The 22248-nt window shown below is 36.0% G+C and carries 23 protein-coding genes; 9 read left to right on the top strand and 14 right to left on the bottom strand.

The genetic code is table 11. From position 1 onward, the window contains the following. Positions 1-246: 246 nt before the first annotated feature. Positions 247-1242, top strand: a complete 996-nt coding sequence (gene trpS / locus TE34_RS21550; protein ID WP_047986230.1) for a tryptophan--tRNA ligase — start codon at positions 247-249, stop codon at positions 1240-1242. Positions 1243-1353: 111 nt separating this feature from the next. Here the strand turns inward: trpS and TE34_RS18005 are convergent, their stop codons facing one another. The 9 genes from TE34_RS18005 to TE34_RS17965 form a co-directional block, all read right to left on the bottom strand. Beyond that, positions 1354-2541: an amidohydrolase gene (locus tag TE34_RS18005; protein ID WP_047986208.1), complete on the bottom strand. Its 1188-nt coding sequence runs from the start codon at positions 2539-2541 to the stop codon at positions 1354-1356. Between the two features lie 37 nt (positions 2542-2578). After that, complete coding sequence (locus TE34_RS18000) at positions 2579-3985, bottom strand: MFS transporter (RefSeq protein WP_047986207.1); 1407 nt, start codon at positions 3983-3985, stop codon at positions 2579-2581. Positions 3986-4612: 627 nt separating this feature from the next. Then, positions 4613-6958 carry a helix-turn-helix domain-containing protein gene (locus tag TE34_RS17995; protein WP_047986206.1) on the bottom strand — a complete coding sequence of 782 codons (2346 nt, stop codon included), beginning with the start codon at positions 6956-6958 and terminating at the stop codon, positions 4613-4615. 129 nt (positions 6959-7087) lie between these two features. Then, complete coding sequence (locus TE34_RS17990) at positions 7088-7861, bottom strand: YjbA family protein (RefSeq protein ID WP_047986205.1); 774 nt, start codon at positions 7859-7861, stop codon at positions 7088-7090. 139 nt (positions 7862-8000) lie between these two features. Next, entirely contained in the window at positions 8001-8207 is a 207-nt protein-coding gene (locus TE34_RS17985) for a hypothetical protein (RefSeq protein WP_047986204.1), read from the bottom strand. Between the two features lie 187 nt (positions 8208-8394). Beyond that, on the bottom strand, positions 8395-9633 hold the full coding sequence (gene fabF / locus TE34_RS17980) for a beta-ketoacyl-ACP synthase II (RefSeq protein ID WP_047986203.1): 1239 nt from the start codon (positions 9631-9633) through the stop codon (positions 8395-8397). Between the two features lie 65 nt (positions 9634-9698). Beyond that, complete coding sequence (locus TE34_RS17975; RefSeq protein WP_047986202.1) at positions 9699-10637, bottom strand: beta-ketoacyl-ACP synthase III; 939 nt, start codon at positions 10635-10637, stop codon at positions 9699-9701. A 125-nt stretch (positions 10638-10762) separates the two neighbouring features. Beyond that, entirely contained in the window at positions 10763-11722 is a 960-nt protein-coding gene (locus tag TE34_RS17970; RefSeq protein ID WP_053075133.1) for a BMP family ABC transporter substrate-binding protein, read from the bottom strand. Positions 11723-11753: 31 nt separating this feature from the next. Further along, positions 11754-12365, bottom strand: coding sequence for a Rossmann-fold NAD(P)-binding domain-containing protein (locus tag TE34_RS17965; RefSeq protein ID WP_047986200.1), 612 nt, complete (start codon positions 12363-12365; stop codon positions 11754-11756). A 119-nt stretch (positions 12366-12484) separates the two neighbouring features. Here TE34_RS17965 and TE34_RS17960 point away from each other — a divergent pair, with 119 nt between their 5' ends. Continuing rightward, entirely contained in the window at positions 12485-12664 is a 180-nt protein-coding gene (locus TE34_RS17960; protein WP_047986199.1) for a YjzD family protein, read from the top strand. 104 nt (positions 12665-12768) lie between these two features. On the opposite strand, the gene TE34_RS17955 is transcribed toward TE34_RS17960, so the two are convergent. Next, positions 12769-13107, bottom strand: a complete 339-nt coding sequence (locus TE34_RS17955) for a hypothetical protein (protein ID WP_047986198.1) — start codon at positions 13105-13107, stop codon at positions 12769-12771. A 90-nt stretch (positions 13108-13197) separates the two neighbouring features. Between TE34_RS17955 and TE34_RS17950 the strand changes: the two genes are divergently transcribed. Further along, entirely contained in the window at positions 13198-14013 is an 816-nt protein-coding gene (locus TE34_RS17950; RefSeq protein WP_047986197.1) for an undecaprenyl-diphosphate phosphatase, read from the top strand. 43 nt (positions 14014-14056) lie between these two features. Here TE34_RS17950 and TE34_RS17945 read toward each other — a convergent pair whose 3' ends face one another. After that, positions 14057-14368: a metal-sulfur cluster assembly factor gene (locus TE34_RS17945; RefSeq protein ID WP_047986196.1), complete on the bottom strand. Its 312-nt coding sequence runs from the start codon at positions 14366-14368 to the stop codon at positions 14057-14059. Positions 14369-14436: 68 nt separating this feature from the next. Continuing rightward, positions 14437-15195 carry a prolyl oligopeptidase family serine peptidase gene (locus tag TE34_RS17940; RefSeq protein ID WP_047986195.1) on the bottom strand — a complete coding sequence of 253 codons (759 nt, stop codon included), beginning with the start codon at positions 15193-15195 and terminating at the stop codon, positions 14437-14439. A 146-nt stretch (positions 15196-15341) separates the two neighbouring features. Here TE34_RS17940 and TE34_RS17935 point away from each other — a divergent pair, with 146 nt between their 5' ends. The 4 genes from TE34_RS17935 to TE34_RS17925 all read left to right on the top strand — a co-directional run bounded on the left by TE34_RS17935 (position 15342) and on the right by TE34_RS17925 (position 17148). Beyond that, positions 15342-16172, top strand: coding sequence for a Cof-type HAD-IIB family hydrolase (locus TE34_RS17935; protein ID WP_047986194.1), 831 nt, complete (start codon positions 15342-15344; stop codon positions 16170-16172). Positions 16173-16329: 157 nt separating this feature from the next. Continuing rightward, on the top strand, positions 16330-16479 hold the full coding sequence (locus TE34_RS21290; RefSeq protein WP_169749114.1) for a hypothetical protein: 150 nt from the start codon (positions 16330-16332) through the stop codon (positions 16477-16479). Then, a complete protein-coding gene (locus TE34_RS17930) occupies positions 16480-16674 on the top strand; it encodes a DUF3813 family protein (protein ID WP_047986193.1) in 195 nt (64 codons plus the stop codon). Positions 16675-16884: 210 nt separating this feature from the next. Continuing rightward, positions 16885-17148, top strand: coding sequence for a NifU N-terminal domain-containing protein (locus TE34_RS17925; protein WP_047986192.1), 264 nt, complete (start codon positions 16885-16887; stop codon positions 17146-17148). Between the two features lie 63 nt (positions 17149-17211). Here the strand turns inward: TE34_RS17925 and TE34_RS17920 are convergent, their stop codons facing one another. Continuing rightward, positions 17212-17601: a hypothetical protein gene (locus tag TE34_RS17920; protein ID WP_047986191.1), complete on the bottom strand. Its 390-nt coding sequence runs from the start codon at positions 17599-17601 to the stop codon at positions 17212-17214. 12 nt (positions 17602-17613) lie between these two features. Continuing rightward, on the bottom strand, positions 17614-18456 hold the full coding sequence (locus TE34_RS17915; protein ID WP_047986190.1) for a YitT family protein: 843 nt from the start codon (positions 18454-18456) through the stop codon (positions 17614-17616). A 98-nt stretch (positions 18457-18554) separates the two neighbouring features. Here TE34_RS17915 and TE34_RS17910 point away from each other — a divergent pair, with 98 nt between their 5' ends. Together TE34_RS17910 and TE34_RS17905 are read left to right on the top strand one after the other, a co-directional pair. Further along, positions 18555-19415 carry a DegV family protein gene (locus tag TE34_RS17910; RefSeq protein WP_047986189.1) on the top strand — a complete coding sequence of 287 codons (861 nt, stop codon included), beginning with the start codon at positions 18555-18557 and terminating at the stop codon, positions 19413-19415. 165 nt (positions 19416-19580) lie between these two features. After that, positions 19581-21836, top strand: a complete 2256-nt coding sequence (locus TE34_RS17905) for a beta-propeller domain-containing protein (protein WP_053075132.1) — start codon at positions 19581-19583, stop codon at positions 21834-21836. The last annotated feature ends 412 nt before the right edge of the window (positions 21837-22248 follow it).

The raw sequence follows: 22248 nt of genomic DNA, 5'->3' as shown, positions 1-22248 counted from the left end.
AATCAAATAGTCCTATTTAGCCTATTATCTACCTTGTGGGATAAAGATCCTAATAAAATTGGGAAAGATGAGGCTAGCATAATAAAGTTTATAATTGAGGCTTTAGAGGAATTTAACGGGACGAATGAGGAATGGGCATACCCAAAGTTTAGTGGTACGGTGGCACACGGGGGTTCATTCGTCCCTTCCAATAGGGAAACGAATGGGCTTTTTTTATTGTACAAAATTAGAAGGAGTGGATTTATTATGAGAACAATCTTTTCAGGAATCCAACCAAGTGGTTCCTTAACTATTGGTAACTACGTGGGGGCAATCAGACAATTTGTAGAGCTTCAAGAAACACATAATTGTTTCTTCTGTATTGTTGATGAACATGCAATTACCGTTCCTCAAGATCGATTACAACTACGAAAAAACATCCGTTCTTTAGCTGCACTGTATCTAGCTGCAGGAATCAATCCAGAGAAAGCGACTTTATTCATCCAATCAGAAGTACCAGCACACACGCAGCTAGGATGGATGATGCAATCCATTAACTATATGGGGGAACTAGAACGTATGACACAGTTTAAGGATAAGTCAGAAGGGAAAGACGCGGTATCTGCTGCACTTTTCACTTACCCATCTCTAATGGCAGCAGATATTTTACTTTATAATTCGGATATAGTTCCAGTTGGCGATGATCAAAAGCAACATTTAGAATTAACTCGTGACCTAGCTCAGCGTTTTAACAATCGCTACTTAGAAGTCTTCAATGTCCCTGAGATTAGTATTCCTAAAGTTGGAGCTCGAATCATGTCTCTGCAAGAACCAACTAAGAAAATGAGCAAATCCGATGAAAATGTTAAAGCATCTATTTTTATGCTTGATGATCCCAAACAAATTGAAAAGAAAATCAAAAGCGCCGTTACTGATTCAGAAGGTGTCGTAAAATACGATAAAGAAACTAAGGCTGGTGTTTCCAATCTCTTAGACATTCACTCTGCCTTCTCTGGAGAATCAATCGTTGAACTTGAAGCAAAGTATGAAGGTAAAGGGTATGGAGACTTTAAGCAAGGTGTGGCAGATGCTGTAATTGCAGTTCTAAAACCAATACAAGACCGTTATTATGAAATTTTAGAATCAGATCAACTCGATGATATTTTAGATGAGGGTGCGGAAAAAGCTTCTATTGTAGCAAATAAAACCATGCAAAAAGCAAAAAAAGCTATGGGCCTTGGTAGAGTTAGAAAGAAAAAATAGCCTGTATTAGCTACTATCGAATCTAATTTTAAAAATGCAGCAAAATAAGTGCAATAAAAAAACAGGAACATCATCATTCGGATAATGTTCCTGTTTTTGTTTGATTCCACATTAAGCTTTTGATAAATAATTGCAGACGACATGTCCTACAGATTTTGCAGCCACTAATATCGCATCTTCGTCAATATCAAATTTAGGATGGTGGTTAAAATATGGTTCTTTTACTCCCTTTGGTGTACAACCGATATAAAAATAAGAACCAGGTACCTTCTCTAAATAGTACGCAAAATCATCGGATGGTGACATTTTAGGGAATTCCTTTACTTCTTTAATATGTTGATCTTTAACCTCATTTAACGTATCCGCAACAAACATAGTCATTTCCGGGTCATTATATAACGGTGGATAGTCTGGTTCGTAAGTGAGTTCACATGTTACACCGAATAGTTCTTCCGTTCCTCTTACAATGCGGTGGATCTCTTTTTCAATAATAGCCTTCGTGTCATTATCTGAATAGCGTATATCACCTTCAATTTCAATGCTATCTTTAATTACATTAAAACTACCCTTTCCATCAAATGAACCGATAGTTACAACTCCTGCACTATTTGGATCCACTCTACGGCTAACAATGGTTTGGACTGTTGTAACAAAATAAGCCCCTGCAACAATAGCATCGTTAGCCTTGTGTGGTGAAGAACCATGTCCTCCACTTGCTTGTAAGTGTAGTTTAAAATAGGAACGCCCATTAAAAGAATAACCACTGTGATACCCAACGGTACCAGCTGGAGCCATTGGGAGAACATGAATACCAAATATTGCATTCACATCGTCTAGATAACCTGCTTCTACTATCGATTTTGCTCCACCAGGTGGTACTTCTTCAGCATGTTGATGAATGATTTTAACATTACCTTGAATTTGATCTTTTAACTGGATTAGACAATCAGCCAATACTAGAAGGTAAGCAGTATGTGCGTCATGTCCACACGCATGCATAACACCTTCATTTTTGGACTTAAAGGGAACATCCAGCTCTTCTTTAATAGGAAGAGCATCAAAATCAGCTCTTAGTGCTACTGTCTTACCAGGTCTGCTCCCTTTGATTGTGACAACGATGCCATATCCATTACCAACATTTGTTTCAATCTCTACATCTTTTCCTTTATAAAAATCAGCTATATAAGTAGCTGTTTTTTCCTCTTGAAACGAAAGTTCCGGATTCTCATGCAAATAACGTCGGATTTCAATCATCTCATTTTCTCGTTCTTCTAACATTTTCATCAATTGTTCTTTCATTTGAGTAATCCCCTTTCTATTGAACTCATACAACACATTATTCCGTAACTAATTTACCAGCTCTTCTTACTTTTCTATTAGCATTTGGAACAAGTATTATAATCGATAATAATGAAACAGCTGCGAAGATTACATTTGTAATAATACCGACAGTAGCTGCTATATGAACAGAACTCATCGCTGCTACAGTACCATATACGGTTGCAGAGATTGCAATACCGAAAGCATTACCTAATGAACTAGCCATTTTATAAATACCCGATGCTTCCCCAACTTTTTCGTCTGGAGCAGCAGAAACTGCTGTATCTGTTGACGGAGTTGCATACATCCCTAGACCTAAACCAAACAAAATGAATCCGACAAATACGATTACGGTGTACGTGAAACCTGGTAGGAATGTTAATCCCATTAAAGCAACACCAACTAACGTTATGGATGACCCCCAAATCATAGGCTTTTTAGCACCAGTTCTTTGCATAATCTTCTCACCGACACGAATCATTCCTAACACCGCAACTAAATAACCAATGGATAATAAACCTGATTGGAAGGCAGTAAATCCGCGGCCTACTTGAACATACGTATTAGCTACAATCAACGTACCCGCAACTGCATTCAATAGAAAGTTCGAGATAGTTGCTCCTGTATATGGTTTGTTTTTAAATAGCTTAAAATCAATAAGCGCATTGTTTCTTTTTGCCTCATACTTAACAAATACGATAACTCCCACAATAGATACTGCCGCTAATGCGATGGTTGCAACACTTGTCCAACCTAATTCAGCACCTTGTGTTATGAATATATTAATCGCTAGCATTGTAATTATGAAAATACCTAGCCCACCGAAATCAAACTTAAATTTACCAGTTGTTCTCGCCTTACTTTCAGGAACTTCCTTAATTAACCACATCGCAAGTAAAGCAAATACGATGGAGAAAACAAAAATCCATTTCCACCCCATATAGGTTGCAATAGCACCACCAGCAAATGAAGTGATTCCAGATCCTCCCCAAGAACCGATAGACCAGTAACTAAGCGCACGTTGTCTTTCTGCACCTTCAAAATATGCTTTCATTAAAGCGATTGTTGCTGGCATAATACATGCAGCAGATAATCCCTGTAGTACACGGCCAATAATTAAAAATGTAGAACCTTGTGCAAGTACCAAAAGTAATGAACCAATAATACTTAGGATTAAACCGAGATACGTGATTTTCTTTCTTCCAATTCTATCTGCTAAACCACCAGCTACGACAATAAACATACCTGAGAATAAAGAAGTTAAACTAATCGCGATATTTAAAACCCCTAATTCAACACCTAAATCCTCTTGAACTGCTGGGACTATATTTACCATTGCTTGAGCAAATAACCAGAATGTGATAACCCCAAAAACAATACCTGCAATCATTTTATTTGTACCTTTATAGTTTGTTGCCTCCATGATGTTCCTCCTTTAGAAACTTAAAAAATTAAGTCTCCATATAAAGTTTAGTCTTCGTTAATAAGCTGCTTATTAATATAAGTAAATTATAGGAAATAATATACAGGCACATAAGGTAATACTTGTTCATTAATGAGCAAAGTTTGCTCCTATTCTTATCCCCTAATTTTGATAAGTAAAAAATCACCCGTTTATTCTTTACCTAAGAAAAGCGCAGGGCGCCCGCTTTGCGACGTACGGACTGCGCCTGGCCATGCCAGGTGGGTCAACGTTGCCACGCAAAGTGGCGGTTTTAGTTGACCATTCTTCCCGCAGGAGATAAAGGAAACATGCCCCTTCATAGGGGTATGTCGACGTTGGCCGCATAGGCCGGTTTTAGTCGACCTTCCTTATGAGTCGATGTTGACTTATCGTACGGAGGTGAGGGAAGTCTTGTGCCTGGGGCTGCGATTACTCGCCCCACCGAAAACATTTGCGGTTACTCGGCACAAAGGCAAAGAAGCCTTCTCAAGTAGTTCCTTCGCTAGTCGCAGGCGCCCGGAGCTAGACATCTCTGAATTTATACTACCTTATCTTTCAAAAAAAAGAATCAATGCAATTGCATTGATTCCCTCATCTAGGTATTAACTAATTTTTTATTTTACGTATCTCAAAAAAATGTATAGCATTGAAAGTTAAGTAAGAATAGAAGGACCATTCCTCTTTAAAGCTCTTATCAAATAATTCTAGTGAAGGTTGACTAGAATTAATAATATATTGAATCACTTCTTCATCAATTCCAAACTTACTATTCAATTTCCACCATTGATTATAAAGAGCCCCATGATCCTTATCAAATATCCGTTTTCGAATTTGATATTCACCAGGTTCAAGGTTTTTAATAGTTACATGAATGTCTTTATTCAACTTTCTTAACAATGTTTCTTCTGTTGAATAGTAAGGATTGACCGTATTATAATTCATAAGTACAAGCTGATAGCCCCGTTCATTCTCGGTCATAATATATTCATTATCCTGTGCTATAATGCTTCCATTCAAACGCTGCAAGAATTCCATGGAAAAAAACGCCGGTCGTTTGCCACTAAAGTAGTGAAAAAGCTCCATTCCTTCTAAACGGATTCCTCTATTTTTCACTCTATTTTCATGCAATTCCGTATTAATCCAAAAACCAATTGAGTCAACTTCTTTTGCAATCTCAAATGCACTTTTAAATACTAGTGCACCTCTAAAAAATGTTCCATTCGTATAACGAGTATTCCCAGTCAACGTATTCCAACTAACTAGATGAAGTGGTTTTTCTTTATGATTCTTTCGGAAGTATTCTTTTAATTTCCCGGTTTTATCCGTTATGAAGTTCTCCGTTAATGTAAATCGTTCATCATCAAGGTTTTCAAAATCGATAATTTCATTTTGGTTAGCATCATACCCATAAAAATCAATTGGAATGTCCTTCTCCATCATCCATTCATGTTTCTTACTTGTTCTTTCCTCTCTATAAAAGAACGGAAAGAACACCCCTATATCTAGTTCTGGAATTAGATACTTTATCTTCTTATTGAACTTAAGATAAACGCGTTTCATTTCATTAGCATTAACGATTGTTGAAGAAGGCTCATAAAACATAAATTTCCATGTTTTTATAAATGATCTTCCGAAAACGGTAAGACAATGTTTCAAGAAATTTTCCAATTCGGTGAAATAATATTGTTCATTTTCGGTTATTTCTTGATAGTCTACTTTGATAAATAAGGAAACGCTATGTTGTTTAAGAAAAGTTATTGCAAAGTCAGCATTGTAATATGGAGAAGTAGTTGCAACAATTTCATCTGTTTCAACAGCGGGGATAATAGTCGAACCAGTAATTAATCTACTTACTCCTACATAATCTAACCCAAGGTTCTTTTTAGTCATTAATATCTGTGACCTTACGTCTTCTCTTAATAATTCCTTTAATTCTCCGATGGATAGATTGTATTTTGGGGTAACGATTTTCTCATTTTGATTGCTCCCTAAGGAAATGTCTATTGTTAATTCTTCTGTTCTCCATTCTGCACTTTTATATGAGTCAGTAATGTCTTCTTCAAGAATAAACTGCAATCCATTTAATATATCTCTTGATTGCTTGGTTTCCAACGTGTCCTCTGATTGATGAATCTTTACTTCATCAACCATATTCTTTTGATTCTTTTCACGATAAGCCTTTGGCGTATCTTTATACGTCTCCTTGAACAGGGTTGTAAAGGATTTGGCATTAGGAAATCCATTATCCAATGCAATTTGACCAATTGAATGAGAGGTATAAAGCAAATCCTTCACTGCATGATTGAGCCTTATCTTCATTAGATATCGATTAAAACCTATATCCATCTTTTGTTTAAAGTACCGAGATAAATAACCAGCAGAAATATAAAATTTCTTTGCTGTCTCTTCTAATGTGATAGGATATTTATAACTCTCTTCTATGTAATTAATGATTTTGTTTATACGAGGATTGTCTGAAATATGACTTTCCGTTTGGATGGCTTTCTGTTTAAAACCACGGATAAGAGTGAGTAATATTCGACTACAATAAGATTGCATTTCAATCTTATGGCTTTCATCTTTTCGATAATAAGATATTAACATCTCAACTAACAACTTCTGAATAGTCTTTAGCAAATGTACTCTTCCCATATCAATTTCTTTTGAATAACATTCAAAACGATAATACCGATAAGCTGGATAGAACAATTCCATAAACTTATTTGAAATTTTTAAAACCAAAACTCTATTGTTATGGCGGCTGTTAATTTGATAAAGTTGATTTTGATTTAGAACAAGTAGATCTCTTTCCTCTAGCATATAAAATCTGCTATCGGTTTCAACTACTAGTTCCCCACTAATGACCATTATAACTTGAATTCCCTCGTTCAATCTTGAATTCAATAGCTTAATTTCTTGTAAATTAATATGATAACTTACTTCTTGAACCATTTTGCTTCCTCACTTTAATTTAAGTATTAATCTATCATAAACGGTTCTTTAAACATTTACTAAGAAATCAATTTTATGAAGTATGCTCTATGAAATTTATATAAGCAAAAGAATCAGCGAGGAAATGTCTCACTGATTCTTTGATTTTTGTTTGGATGCACCTTCAGCATAATTATTTTCAAGTTCCCACATTTTCTCCAGAAATGGTTGGCCTTTGATTAGTTTTTCACAGAGTTCTTCATGGACAAAACTCCATCCAAACTTAACTCCATCATATAATGCCTGCCAAACTTCATCCTCATCCATATACCGAATATCAGGATACTTCTTTGGGTCCCATTCCGTAAGCCAATAACGTAATTCTTCGATATTATTGGATGTTCGAAGCTGGTCCAATCCCATCATTAATAGCTGCTTTAATTGTCGCTCTCTTCTAGTTAATCCAAATACAAGCTCAGGAGCCATAGAAAGCATATGATATTCTTTTTCGTACGTAGTGTCATCAAAACCAAAACTTTGTGGTCTTACTTTTTCAATCATTTCGTATACAAGCTGTTCCTGCCTCGGAATTAATCGACTCTTACGGATTGGTATTCGATATCCAATTGTATCAAATGCCAAGATATCGTTACCATCTGTTACAATACAAGCATAATCTACAACGGAACGGTCTTGCCCTTTTCTAGTATATGCACGCTTATAAATAGCATCAAGTAACCCTTGAGGTAAGTCATGCATATCATTTTCAATGTATTGATATAATGATTCAGTTATGTATAGTAGTGGAACTTGGTCAAGTAATTCTATTCCGTCATCTTTTCTCCATTCATGGAAATAACATACATTATAGCCGTTTTCTTCACCTTCAAACCAGTTCACCCATACATCGTGTAAATATAACATACAACACCCCTCACTCCCAAAATGAATCTTCCCTCGAGGTTGTTCAAAAAATTACCATCTATGCCATAATTTTTGAACACGCTTTAGAATACATTATGACCATCATTTAAAAATTTATTCGAGTGAGTAAAAAAATCAGCTATGGTCTGTTTGGGTATGTATAAATAACAAAAGTCATCAATATTAAACCAATCGGTAGAAAATAACATTCCAATCGCCCGCTAATAAAAATAAAGTATTCTGACCAGGAAACACCTGCTGGCAAGAAGTTCATATAAGCAATCAATGTTACTCCTCCAGTTACAGCTAGTCCAAATCCAATTAAGAAGATAAAGATATGCCCCATCTCATTACCACCCATGCTTGTCCTTTAGTTTATATTGGATTATATGCTAGGGCTTTTTATTACATGATAGAAATTTAATAGAGGAAATAGATTAAGGGGATGTTTCAGGCTTATCTCCATGAAACTTTCAATTTCAAACAAAAAAGGCTGACCAATTCGGTCAACCCTTCACTAAGCTATCTATATATTATTGATATTTCTTAAAAACAAGTGATACATTATGTCCACCAAAACCTAATGAATTACTTAATACGACATTAACATCTTGCTTTCTAGCTTCATTAGGTACGTAATCCAAATCACAATCTGGATCTGGCGTTTCATAATTGATTGTCGCAGGGAGAACGCTATCCTCTATCGCTTTGACAGAAATAACTGCCTCAACACCACCTGCTGCTCCTAATAAGTGCCCAGTCATTGATTTGGTAGAAGACACAGCTAGCTTATAAGCATGGTCTCCAAAGATAGTCTTTATCGCTTCTGTTTCAAATTTGTCATTTAAATCTGTGCTTGTACCATGTGCATTGATGTAATCAACATCTTCGGGTTGTAACCCTGCATCTCGCAAAGCATGCTGCATCGCCCTAGCAGCCCCTTCACCATGTTCAGCAGGAGCAGTAATATGATAAGCATCACCAGTAGCACCATAACCTACAATTTCTGCATAAATGTGAGCACCACGTGCTAACGCAGACTCTAATGATTCTAGAATTAGGATGCCTGCTCCTTCACCCATGACAAATCCATCGCGATTTTTATCAAAGGGACGACTAGCTGTTTTTGGATCCTCATTAAAGGACAATGCCTTTGCCGAGCAGAAGCCAGCAAATGCCATATTAGTTATTGGAGCTTCTGTTCCACCTGCAATCATGTAGTCCACATCTCCACGTTGTACAGACTTAAATGCATCCCCAATGGAATTGGCACCCGATGCACAAGCCGTTACCGTACATGAATTAATACCTTTTGCTCCTGTTTGAATGGAAACCTGACCCGCTGCCATATCTGGAATCATCATAGGAACAAAAAATGGACTAACTCGCTTATGACCTTTGTCTATAAATTTGCGGAACTGCTCCTCATACGTTTTCATTCCACCAATTCCTGAACCAATCCATACACCCACGCGATGTGCAATATCCTCTGTTATTTCTAAACTAGCATCTTTTAATGCCATTTTAGACGCTGCAACAGCAAATTGCGTAAATGGATCCATTTTACGGGCATCTTTCTTCTCGACAAATAATGTAGGATCAAAATCTTTTACTTCTGCTGCAACCTTTGCTGGAAACTCATCTTTATCAACCTGAGTAACAAAATCTATTCCAGAATTACCTGCAAGGAGATTCTCCCACATTGTTTTTACATCGTTACCAATTGGGGTAACAGCTCCAAGCCCTGTAACAACTACTCTTCTATCCGACATGTTTGGTACTCCTCCTAAAGTGTTTTGTGTCTTTCGGGAACGAGCATTACTTCCTAGTGATTCAACTATCTTCCCCAGCGTAATGCAACTGCTCCCCACGTTAATCCGCCACCGAATCCTACTAAAACTAATACATCATTTTCCTTAATTTTACCATCTTTTACACTTTCTGATAAAGCCATAGGTATACTCGCTGATGAATTGTTTCCATATTTATGAATTACCTTCGCCATTTTCTCTTCAGAAACACCTAGCTTTTCCATTGCAGCCTCCATGATCCGAATATTAGCCTGATGTGGAACTAAATAATCAACATCTTCTTTCTTTAGCCCAGCTTTTTCAAGCACATTTAAAGATGACTCAGGCATTTGTCTAACTGCAAACTTAAATACCTCACGACCATTCATCGTAATAAATCCATCATTCTTTTGATAGAGATGTTTGCCTCCTGAACCATTAGCACCTAATTCGAATGAAAGAATGCCTTTCCCCTCAGATACTTCACCCATCACTGCTGCACCAGCACCATCACCGAATAAAACACAAGTATTACGGTCAGTCCAGTCAGTTATTTTTGAAAGTTTTTCTGCTCCGACAACTAATACATTTTTATATACTTTTGTTTCAATAAATTGCTTGGCAGTAATCATTCCATACATAAAACCTGCACATGCCGCACTAACGTCCATAGCTGCTGCATTCCAAGCACCAAGTTTTTCTTGAAGAATACATGAAACAGATGGAAATGGTGTATCTGGTGTGACGGTAGCAACTAGGATTAAGTCGATGTCTTCCGGCTTAATATTTGCATCTTCTATTGCACTTAAAGAAGCATGATAAGCCATATCAGAAGTATTCATATCATCATCGGCTATTCTTCTTTCCTCTATGCCAGTTCGTGTACGAATCCACTCATCGCTTGTGTCTACTATATTTTCTAAATCTTTATTCGTTACTATCTTCACTGGTGTGTAATGACCTACTCCTAAAACTCCAACACCCATATAGACATCCCCTAACCTTTTAAGTTTGTTATCAAATATTATGACTTGGTACTAATTTTAATGCAAAAAAGAGAGACTTGCAAGTTGTATTTACCTAACTTCAGTAAAATCAACCCATAGGTATATTAGTATTGATTCGGTAGCAAGCCTGTTTCTTTATATTTTTCAATATACTTATTTAGCTTCTTCTGAAAAGATTTTGGAACTTCCTTACTATAATCGCCTAATGTAATAAAGTCATCTTTAAAATCAAATGACATAATTTCTCCTTCTAGTTCATCATTATTAAATCTCTCAGCTGCCAACAAATAAATTTGTTCCACATGCTGGACAGTACTTGTCAAAACTGTTTCAGGCTCTATATTAATCTGATCCGAAACAAATCCAATCGCATATATATCATCTTCACTAGCTAGCTTTATTATTTCCTCACTAAAAGCATCTCCAGCTGGATAGATAACATCGATACCATTTTCTTTCATTCGATTGTATGCTTGGAAAGCTACATCACTAGCTGTCCAATCATAGATAAATTCCATATTTACATTCGTATCTTGATTTTGATACTTTACACCTTCATAAAATCCCTCAATTTCTGGTTGCCATTGATAGGCAGCTATGATGCCCACTTCGTTGGTATCAGACATTCTACTAGCAATCATCCCTGCAAAGAATCCCATCGCATGGGAATTAAAAGTCATACTTGTTAGATTATCACTATAATAATTACCGTTAAAATATACAAAATGAACATCGGTATGTGATTTGGACAGGCGATAAAACTCATCACCGTAATTACTGCTATGCCCAAAAATTAAATTCGTACCTTCATTTACGAGTTCGCTAACTACCTTAGAGATTTCTTCATCTGAACTAATATTCTCTCTTATTTCTATATCGACACCAAGTTCCTTCTCAATAGCTAATAGACCATCGTATCCCTTTTGATTCCATGGTATATCTTCTATAGTCCCTTCCATAATCATGGCAGCTTTATAAAGCTTTCCTTGACTTTCACTTGCGCAACCACTAGTAACTAGTAATCCAAAAATAATTAGTATAGTTATACTGAGAATTCTCCTCAAGTTAGTGCACTCCATTCATTTTCTATCTGAATTAATAAAAATGTTTATAGCGTCGATAATGTGCTATTAGCTTTTTCACATTTTCTTCTATAGGTATATTGTCACGAATATAGATGGAATTTTCAAGTTTTACAGCATCATCTAGGAAAATTTTCTTGGTAGAGACCATAATATCCGAGGAATAGTGGCTTGAATTAAGTAGTGGATATGTCTTTTTGACAAAGTCTTGAATGTAAATCGCATTTGCTTGAAACTCTTCCGAATCAAAAGGAACAATTTTATTTCTTAATTTAACTCCATTCTCCGTCATATCCATCCATTCTCCGAAAAGAATTGGAGCATTCACTACAATAGCATTTTGTAATTTGTTTTTTAGTACTCCTACATTAATTTGTAGGATTTTCTCTGCATTTATTGGGTACGAAGGTGAAATATCTCCGATAACAAGAGCAACCTCCTCGTCACGTACTTCTTTTGGGGTTAATAGCTTAAAATCGCTATTCCTACCAATCAACATGGAGAGGTTTTCTTTTTTATCAGAATTGATTTCATCTACCCCTATTATTACCTTACCCTTTTCGAGTAAATAATTAACATAATGATATCCAATCCAATGAAAACAATTATGAACGTAGATAGCCATTTCATTTCCTCCTCTCTTTGTAAACTATGAAGAAATACTTTTAATTTATGAGTTCATTTGGTAAACTAAAATAGGAAATTATCAGTTGTTTATTATCGAAGAATAAATGGGGTGTACATATGCGTTATCTAGCTACAATTTTATGGGCTGTATTAATTACTTTTGTACTTTCATACGTATTATCAAGTATGGCAGGAGTTGCATTAGACTTAGTTGCTACATTAGTAATGGCAGCAATCTTCTCCGTTGTGGTCTTCATTCTAGGAGACGGCCTATTACGTGAACAGAAAGATCAATAATTGGAACTAACTGTTAAAAATGGATAGAATACGAATGTAAAACCCTTGCCTTCTATTACATGGCAAGGGTTTACTATTATGCTACAGCTCACGAAACACACTAGTTAATACCAAGGTAATACACTTAATGCAGCTAATGCAGCCAGAGGAAGAACTAGTCGTCTAAATCTTCTACGTGGGCCATATCCATAACCAGGGAAACCATAGCCATATCCTGGATACCCGTAACCATAGCCAGGCCAACCGAATTGACGCTGTTCACCCATGTTGTTAGGTAACATTTGTGTAGATACGTCATTATCGATCGGTACCGCAAAATATACATACTCATCGTCTAAACCAGTAATAATCCCATCAAAGTTAGTACCATCTTCTAACTGTGCTAACACATAAGAATGCATGTGAGTCTTACATAAATCATACATATGTTTTTTATGTGACATATTTGATCGACCTCCTCACAAGTTAGACTATTCATTAGCCTAATTAGAGGTGACAAAAATAGCCAATTAAGGACTAGGAGAATAATTATTATGGAACAAGAGTTAATCGTTATACTACAATATTTATTTTTAGGTTTATTACAAGGATTTACCGAACCAATTCCTATTTCCTCTAGTGGCCACCTTGTGCTTGCAAGAGAGATACTTGGAATAGATAGACCAGGGGTTTCTTTTGAGGCTTTTGTAAACTTTGGATCTTTAATAGCGGTTATTATGGTTTACTATAAAGATATTATCCGATTAGTGAAAAACAGTCTTCGTTATATCATCTCCAGAGAAACAGATGCTAAAGACGATTTTCAATTTATGGTTATGCTTGTTATTGCAACCATACCAACAGGCGTTATGGGAATTCTCCTGAAAGATACTATTGGTTCACTTAGTAAATCTTATGTAGTTGGAATCACTTTATTAATTACAGGAATTGCACTATGGATTATAAGAAATTTACGTGGAAGAAAAGGAGACAAAAATATTTCTTGGAAGGATGCAGTCATAGTAGGATTTGCACAATCGGTAGCGTTAATTCCTGGGATAAGTCGGTCAGGAGCAACTATTGTAGGTTCTATGCTATTAGGCATGAAACAAGAAACTGCACTTCGATTCTCCTTTCTCCTCTATATACCGGTTAGTTTAGGAGTTGGATTACTCTCTATTGGAGAATTTGTAGATGATCCCGAATTTAATACGTTAATTATTCCGTACCTAATAGCGTTTATAGCCTCTATTCTTGCTTCATACTTTGCATTAAAATGGTTTATGAATATTATGGCAAAAGGAAATTTAAAGTACTTTGCTTTTTATTGTTTTATCGTTGGAACCATCGTTTTATTATTTATATCATAGAAACAAAAGAAAGCCGGCTCTATCGTCGGCTTTCTTTTTCTAATCAATCTGGAATACCTAATGCTATTTTTGCATAACGAGACATTTTGTCTTTACCCCAAGGCGGATCCCAAACAATATTTGTTTGTGTCTCTTTGACTTCGGGAATATCAGACAAGGCACGTTTAATATCAGCCTCAATATGAGCTGATAAAGGACAACCCATTGCAGTTAACGTCATCGTCACGATACATAAGCCCTCATCATCTAGATCCACATCATATATTAGCCCAAGATTAACAATATCAATACCTAGCTCGGGATCAATTACATTCTCAAGAGCCCCCATGAGATTTTCTTTTAATGCTTCATCCATGGTTTTCCCTCCTTCTTTCCTCATAATTACATTTAAACATATTTTACTTGTTTTTAAAATGATTTAAATCACAGGTGTTTGACAAACCATTTCATCGTCTCTAAGATGGCATATCTACTTACTTTATGATCTCGACCACTCTCACGTAAAAAGGCTAAATTAGCTTGGTCTTTATATAGTTTCTTAGCATGTAGATAAAAACGATACGAATGATCAAAAGGAACTGTTGAATCGCTATCACCATGCCAGAAAAGTAATGGTCGATCATTTAACTTTTCTGCTTGTAATGATAAGTCATAACTTGTTAACGTATCATACAGTTGGTTAATTTCTTCCACTGTTAAAGGTAAATCCCCCGCTGTTCTGTAGACATCAACTAGCTCCCTTGCAAAAGAAGTAAGCTTCGGAGACCCCATTAAGATCGCTGCGGATTTAATCCAACTGTATTGAGTTAACGCCGCTGCAGTTGTGATACCTCCCATACTTGTACCAGCGACACCTATTCGTCCCTCTGATAGGAGTCCCTTTTCTTCAAGATCAACCTTCATATCTTGTAATTCTTTTACATTTTGTAATACAATTTGAAACAGATAATAACGAACATCTGAAATATCATTTGATTCTCTTTCACCATGATACATACTGTCCGGTAAAATAACACGCATTCCTTTCTCAGCTAAAAGAAATGCCAATGGTAAATTATGCTCTTTGGCACTGGTAATTCCGTGAAAATAAATAACGGTCGGTAGTGCATTATTTTCTTTGGCTGTATTGACAACCACTAAGCTTGGTACTCCCCCAACAATTTCTTTTGTTATTCCGATCATCTGTCTAGTCCCCTTGTTTATTTAGCTTAAGTATATGATAGTATTTTTTACAAAATAGTTAAACTAATTTAACTAAAAGATAACGTAATAATCCTTTACATAAGTCGAAAACACGAATAAACTTAATAAATACGAGGTGAATAATTATGAAAAAGCAACATTTAATCGCTTTAGATCTAGATGGAACATTATTATCTGATGATAAGGTAATAAGTAAAAAAAATAAGCAAATCCTTTCAAAAGCAATGGATGAAGGGCATATCGTGGTTATTGCAACAGGGCGACCACACCGAGCAAGTATACAATACTACCGAGAGCTGGACTTAAAAACACCAATGGTTAACTTTAATGGTGCATTAATTCATCATCCAGAAGATCGCAAATGGGATGTTTTACACAACCCGATGCCAAAACGTACAGCTTTAAATATCGTCCAAGCATGCTATGACCTTGATGTTCATAATGTTCTTGCAGAAGTAAAAGACCATGTGTATCTAGACAAATACAATCAAGACTTAATTGATATCTTTTATCAAACGGAAGATGACGCTCCATTTGTTATTGGAAGTTTAAAAAGCAAACTAAAGGAAGACCCTACATCACTTTTAATCCATCCAAAAGAAGATCATATTGTTTCATTACGTGATCATTTAGATGAATTTCATGCCGAAGTAATCGAACATCGTAAATGGGGAGCCCCATGGAATGTCATAGAAATCGTTAAAAAAGGAATTAATAAAGCTGTTGGTTTACGAAAAATTGCTCACTATTACCAAATTCCTGAGGACCGTATTATCGCTTTTGGGGATGAGGATAATGATTTAGAAATGATTGATTATGCTGGTGTAGGTGTTGCAATGGGTAATGCAATTGAACCACTAAAAAATATTGCCAAGCATGTCACTGTTACAAATGAAGAAAGCGGTATCGGACTATTTTTAGAAGAATATTTAAACCTTCGTGTAAATGTTAAGTAAAGACATTCATGCCGTATTTTACCTTCTATAAAAAATATCATAACTTCCCATACTACAAGTGAACGTGAATAACGTTCACTTTTTTTCAATTTGGAAAGCATGTTGCTTGTGTTTGACTTTAGCTCTAACTTAGGTCTTCTAATTGGGAGGAATCGACTTGGGCAAAGGGAGTAAATCAAAACGATTTAGCCAACAAAGCGCAGATGCTGTAAAGAGACATGCCGAGAAGTTCCCTTATCGTTCTAACTTCACAGACGCAGAACGTAAACGGGAAGAAGCAGATAATCATACAGTAGGAGGATTCTAAATGCAAAACAACTTATTTCAACAAGCAAAGGATGCTGTAACTAAATTCACGAACAATCTTGCTGGTGGTGCTTCTGAACAGGATAAACAAGCAGCTAACAATGCTATCCAAGCTGCTATGAATGATGCTACTCCAGAAGAGAAACAACAATTACAACAGTTAAAACAACAGTTGGAGCAGGATCAACTTAGCTAACCTCCGCCAAATAAAATCCCAATAAAGATCGATTTTACAGAAATCTTGTGATGGTAATAACTAATTCATTCTTCGGATGAAACGGTATTACTGATGAAACAAGTATAGGAAAAGGCACTCTATTTAGAGTGCCTTTTCCTAATTTTCCTTTTTTCTTCCCCGCTTTTCTGCTAAGATAGATATAAAAGAGTCATGTGGGAGGTAATACGAATGGGAGTTAGAGCTGAAGCAACACCGAACCCAAACGCAATTAAATTTACAACGGACAAGCTTATTTTTGAAGGTACGAATAGTATATCTGTTATGCCTGGAGATACAAGTGAGCATGAAATCATGAACGATTTGATGAAGCTTGAGGGCGTTGACAACGTTTTTGGATATCAAAATTTCATTACCGTTAACAAAAGCTTCGATGCGGAATGGGATGAGGTTACACCAAAAGTTAAAGAAGTTTTTGAGAAGCACGGATATTAAGTTAGATGCACAAGGTGCAGCTAAGAACATAGAAAGGATGAGGGAATTCTCCCCCATCCTTTTTCAATTCTCGGCATTATCGCTATCAAGGTCTAATGGTATGTAATTAGGATTTACAATACTACCGTCAACTTTCTTAGTATACATATTCACAATAGTAACCGTTTCTGCACTTCGCATTTTATCAGTGATATCAATGGCTAATTGAAACTCGCCCCATTCTCCATCCACTGTAACCATCTCTTCTTGAACAATTACTTCTTCATCTAGTTCAACATGATAATAAAATTCATCATTCGAGGCTTTAACCTCTCCAACCACAATAACTCGGTCTTCTTCCAATTGAATATCAATATTCCGAAAGCTTGCATGGATATCTTGTTTGTTTTTTGTTTCCTCTTCATTTCCACATGCTGAAAGAAGAATTACTAGTATAAATATTACTTTCTTCAATGCTTAATCCCCTTATTCTTTTCTAAAGAAGCCATATATACCAGCTGTTTGTACAATATTTGTAAACGCTTCTGGATCTACTTCTTTAATGATTTTTTCTAAATCATATAATTCATACCGTGTGATAACTAGGTAAAGCATATGTTTCTCTTGATTCGTATACGCTCCCACCGCAGGTAAAATGGTGATACCACGTACCATCGTATCATGAATTGCTTTTTGTAGTTCCTTAGCCTTTTTCGTAACAATCATCGCAGTCAACTTATTATAACGAGTATGAATCGTATCAATAACACGTGTTGTTACATATAGGGCAACCATCGTATACAATGCATTCTCTGGTTCATAAAGAATTCCAGCAAATGCAATGATGATAGCATTCAATGAAATAAAATATATCCCGATTGGTTTATCGTTCATACGAGATAATACCATAGCCACAATATCCATACCGCCTGTTGAGGCACCGATTTTCAATGTCATCCCGACACCGACTCCAGCCACAAGTCCACCAAAAACAGCATTCAAAATAATATCTTCTGATAGCTGAACAATAGGTAGAAACTGAAGAAATATCGAAGAAAAGATTACCGAAATTATACTATAGATCGTAAACCCCTTCCCTACTTTAAACCAACCTAATATAAAGACTGGAATATTCAGTAGGAATAAAAGAATACCGGTTGAAATACTGATTCCTATAAAATCGCCAAATACACTTGAGATGAGCTGAGCAGTACCAGTAAAGCCACTAGCATACACATTGGCACTTTCTAAAAATAAGTTTAATGACAAGGCATTGAGTAGTGAGCCAATAATTACAATAATAATTCGTTTCGCCTCAATTAAAAACATAATAGTCTCCTTTATGAATAACAATTACTTTGACTATATCCCATTATAGCTATAAACTAAACATAATATAATTTTTTTTAGAAAAAGAGGGTGGAGAGATGAGTATTAAGATTATGGCAGATTCTGCAAGTGACCTAACAAAGGAATACTTCAACGAATATGACATGGAAATGGTTTCATTAACGGTACATTTAGATGAAACGGACTACAAAGATGGGATCGACATACTTCCTAAGAACGTATTTGATGCAATGCGAAAAGGTAAATCCCCAAAAACTTCCCAAGTATCACCGCAAACCTTTAAGGATATTTTTACCGAGTATGCAAACTCTAATCAAACATTAATTTACTTAGCTTTTTCATCAGAACTTTCCGGTACATATCAAACAGCCAAGATGATGGAACAAGAAGTAAAAGAAGAGTATCCTGATGCAGACATCCATGTACTCGATACAAAGTGCGCTTCAATTGGGTATGGACTAGTTGTTTTAAACGCTGCCAAAATGGCTAAAGAAGGAAAAAGTAAAGAAGAAATAATTGATGATGCAACAAAACGTGCACTTCATATGGAACATATCTTTACCGTAGATGACTTAGAATATCTTAAACGTGGTGGACGAGTTAGTAAAACCGCTGCCTTTGTTGGTACATTATTGAATATCAAACCTATCCTCCATGTTGAACAAGGTAAATTAATCCCACTTGAAAAGATGCGTGGGACGAAGAAACTTCTTGGGCGTATGATGGAACTTATGGAAGAACGTGGTGGAAACTTTGAGAATCAAGTTATCGGTATTAGCCATGGGGATGACTTAGAGCGTGCTGAACAACTTGCAGAAATGATCAAAGAAAAATTCGGTGTGAAAGAATTTGTCATCGAATATGTTGGATCAGCTATAGGCGCACATGCAGGGCCAGGAACTATCGCACTATTTTTCTTAAATAAATCATTCAAATAAATAAAAACATGCGGATCCTGCTTCCGCATGTTTTTTTGTCCCCTAAATTTTATCCTTAACCATTAAAAGCCATGATATAAATTCTATTTTGAAACAAATTATTTAATCGCTTCGTCTTAAAGGTAAAGGTTATTTTTTCCTATTAAAGAGGGGTGAAGTAAGAATATGTATAAAAAGATTGGGTTAATTAGTGTATTGGTGATTATTGGTGTTTGGATGATTGTAATCTTTGGCTTCTCTAATAAGATTACTGCTGAAATACCATCTGCCTCTAGCTTTGTGCCAACGTTCAAGGACTGGACCATTCATTTTTCTGAGCCAATGGATCCTAATACATTTACTGAAGATACCGTTATAGTAAAAAATGAAAAAGGTGAGCGTATTGGCGTGGAGATGGAGTGGAACAATTCCTACAATGTATTAACATTGCGAGCACCTAAAGAAGGTTACACTATAGAAGAAGAATATGAAATTACAATTAAAAATGTGGTAAAAACAGCAACTGGTGATACTTTATCTAAAAAATTCAAACATGAATTTACTGCCGTAGCAGATTTACCGAATATTAAAGACAAAAAGCAGCTTGTAACCTTGTTAAAGGAACGGATAAAAGAAGAGCAGAATGGAGTTACATTATTTGATGCACAGGAGGAATCAGCTGAAAGTGAAACCTCTATGGACACAGCAGCATCTGATGATAGTGCTGGGGGAACTGATGGGACATCATCTACAAACGTTCAAGTACAAGGAATTGATGAAGCAGATATTATCAAAACCGATGGGAAATCAATCTTCTTTGTTAGAGATAACGATATTCTTATTACATCAACAGAGAAAGCAAATAGCAAACTGCTGAGTCAAATAAAAGTTAAAAACTATTTTCCTCAAGAGATTTACGTTTATAATGAGCAGTTAATTGTAATCGGACAAAAAAATGAGACATTGCGTAATGTAGAGAATGAAACAACCAACAAAGAGATAGGTATTCCTGAGCCAATTTACTATGGTCAAACAACTATTTTGATCTATGACATTAAGAATCCAAGTGAGCCAAAACAAATTCGAGAAGTCAGTCAGGAAGGACACTACAGCTCCTCTAGGATTCTTGATGGTTATCTATATCTAATTGCAAACCAACATCCTCCTTATCACATTTTGAGTATGGAAGAAGATGCTGAAATTAGACCATTTATAAAAGATACTGCAGTAAGTGACGATAGCATGCCAGTTGACTTTGATGACATGTATTACTTCCCAGAAAGTCAGGAAGAACAATTCCTAATTCTTACTTCTGTAGACTTAAACGATATGGAAAAAGAAGCACATATGGAAACTTACCTAGGTGCTTCCAACCAAATCTATATGTCTCATAACAACCTGTATGTTGCTGTTAATAAATATAAAGAAATAGAAAGCCAATCGTCAGATACAGCTGAAAATAGTAGTTCTGATGAGGTTATGGATATTATGATTTGGCGTCCACAAGATGTGGATACAGAAATTACACAGTTCCGAATTCAAGAGGGTACATTGAAATACAATGCATCAACATTAGTTAACGGTAAACTAATTAATCAGTTTGCAATGGATGAACGTAACAATACATTTCGTGTAGCAACTACTAAAGGGGACACTTGGGATGAGGAAACATTATCAACGAATAACTTATATACATTTGATATGAACCTACAACCACTTGGATCCGTAGAAGGGCTTGCAGAAGGCGAAAGAATCTATAGTGTGCGATTTATGGATGAAGTAGCGTATATGGTTACATTTAAGCAAGTAGATCCACTGTTTGTAATTGATTTAAAAGATCCTAAAAAACCAACGGTGCTAGGTGAGCTTAAAATCCCTGGTTTTAGTAACTATTTACATCCACTAGATGACAACCATGTTATTGGGTTTGGGCAAGACACAAAGCTTATTAAAGAAGACGGAATGAGCGAGCCAATGGTACGCACCGATGGGATAAAGATTTCTGTGTTTGATGTTAGTGAACCGACTAATCCAACTGAAAAATTTTCTGAAGTAATTGGTCAAGGTGGCTCTTATTCTGAGCTTCTGCATAACCACAAAGTACTTTTCAAACACCCAACAGAGAACTTATTTGGATTCCCTGCAGTTTTATCGGAAACAAAAATGGTTAACAAAGATGGAATAACCTATGAAGAATATAATGTAATCTTTGAAGGTGCATTGCTATATGAAATTACTCCAGACGGAATACGACTAGTGGATACAATTACACACCAAGGAGAGTTCAAAGAATATCCAGAATGGACATCTGAGATAAGGCGATTAGTATCTGTAGATAATGCAATTTATACCCTTTCTTGGGATAAAATGAAAGTGTATGATTTGAATCAAAAACAAGTGCTGAAAACAGTTGAATTACCAGAATTAAAGTTTGAATATTAATAGGATTTGTGGTTAAGACATAGCTCAATTAAGGATAGTGAAAGACGAACAAACACTATATTAGCCCCGGAAATATACGTAGACTCCTGTGGGAGGATAGGCTTCGGTGAGACCCCGAGAATGCACCTGCGTCTGCAAGTAACGCTACGTACCATGCTTCCTCGGTGCAAGGCTGCAAAGAAGTTAATTCAAGTAGCAGCCTGGCTCACCAGCCGCCCACGGCAAGGGAAACACTGCGAGGTACTTTCGAGCAGATGTTGCTCCTGTGCTGGAAGTAAAAGCGAAGTATATTTCTGGGGCGTATTATATGCACTAACAAAAATATTCGGAATACTTTGTCTCGACTCCTTTTTGTTTACTATTGTTGGGATGGATTCGGAGAAATAATTCATTAGTATTCTATCAATTTCTT

Source organism: Ornithinibacillus californiensis (genome assembly GCF_001038485.1).
Classification (GTDB): Bacteria; Bacillota; Bacilli; order Bacillales; family Amphibacillaceae; genus Ornithinibacillus; species Ornithinibacillus californiensis.
Note: the sequence above shows the minus strand (reverse complement) of the source record. Positions and strands in the feature narration are given on the sequence as shown.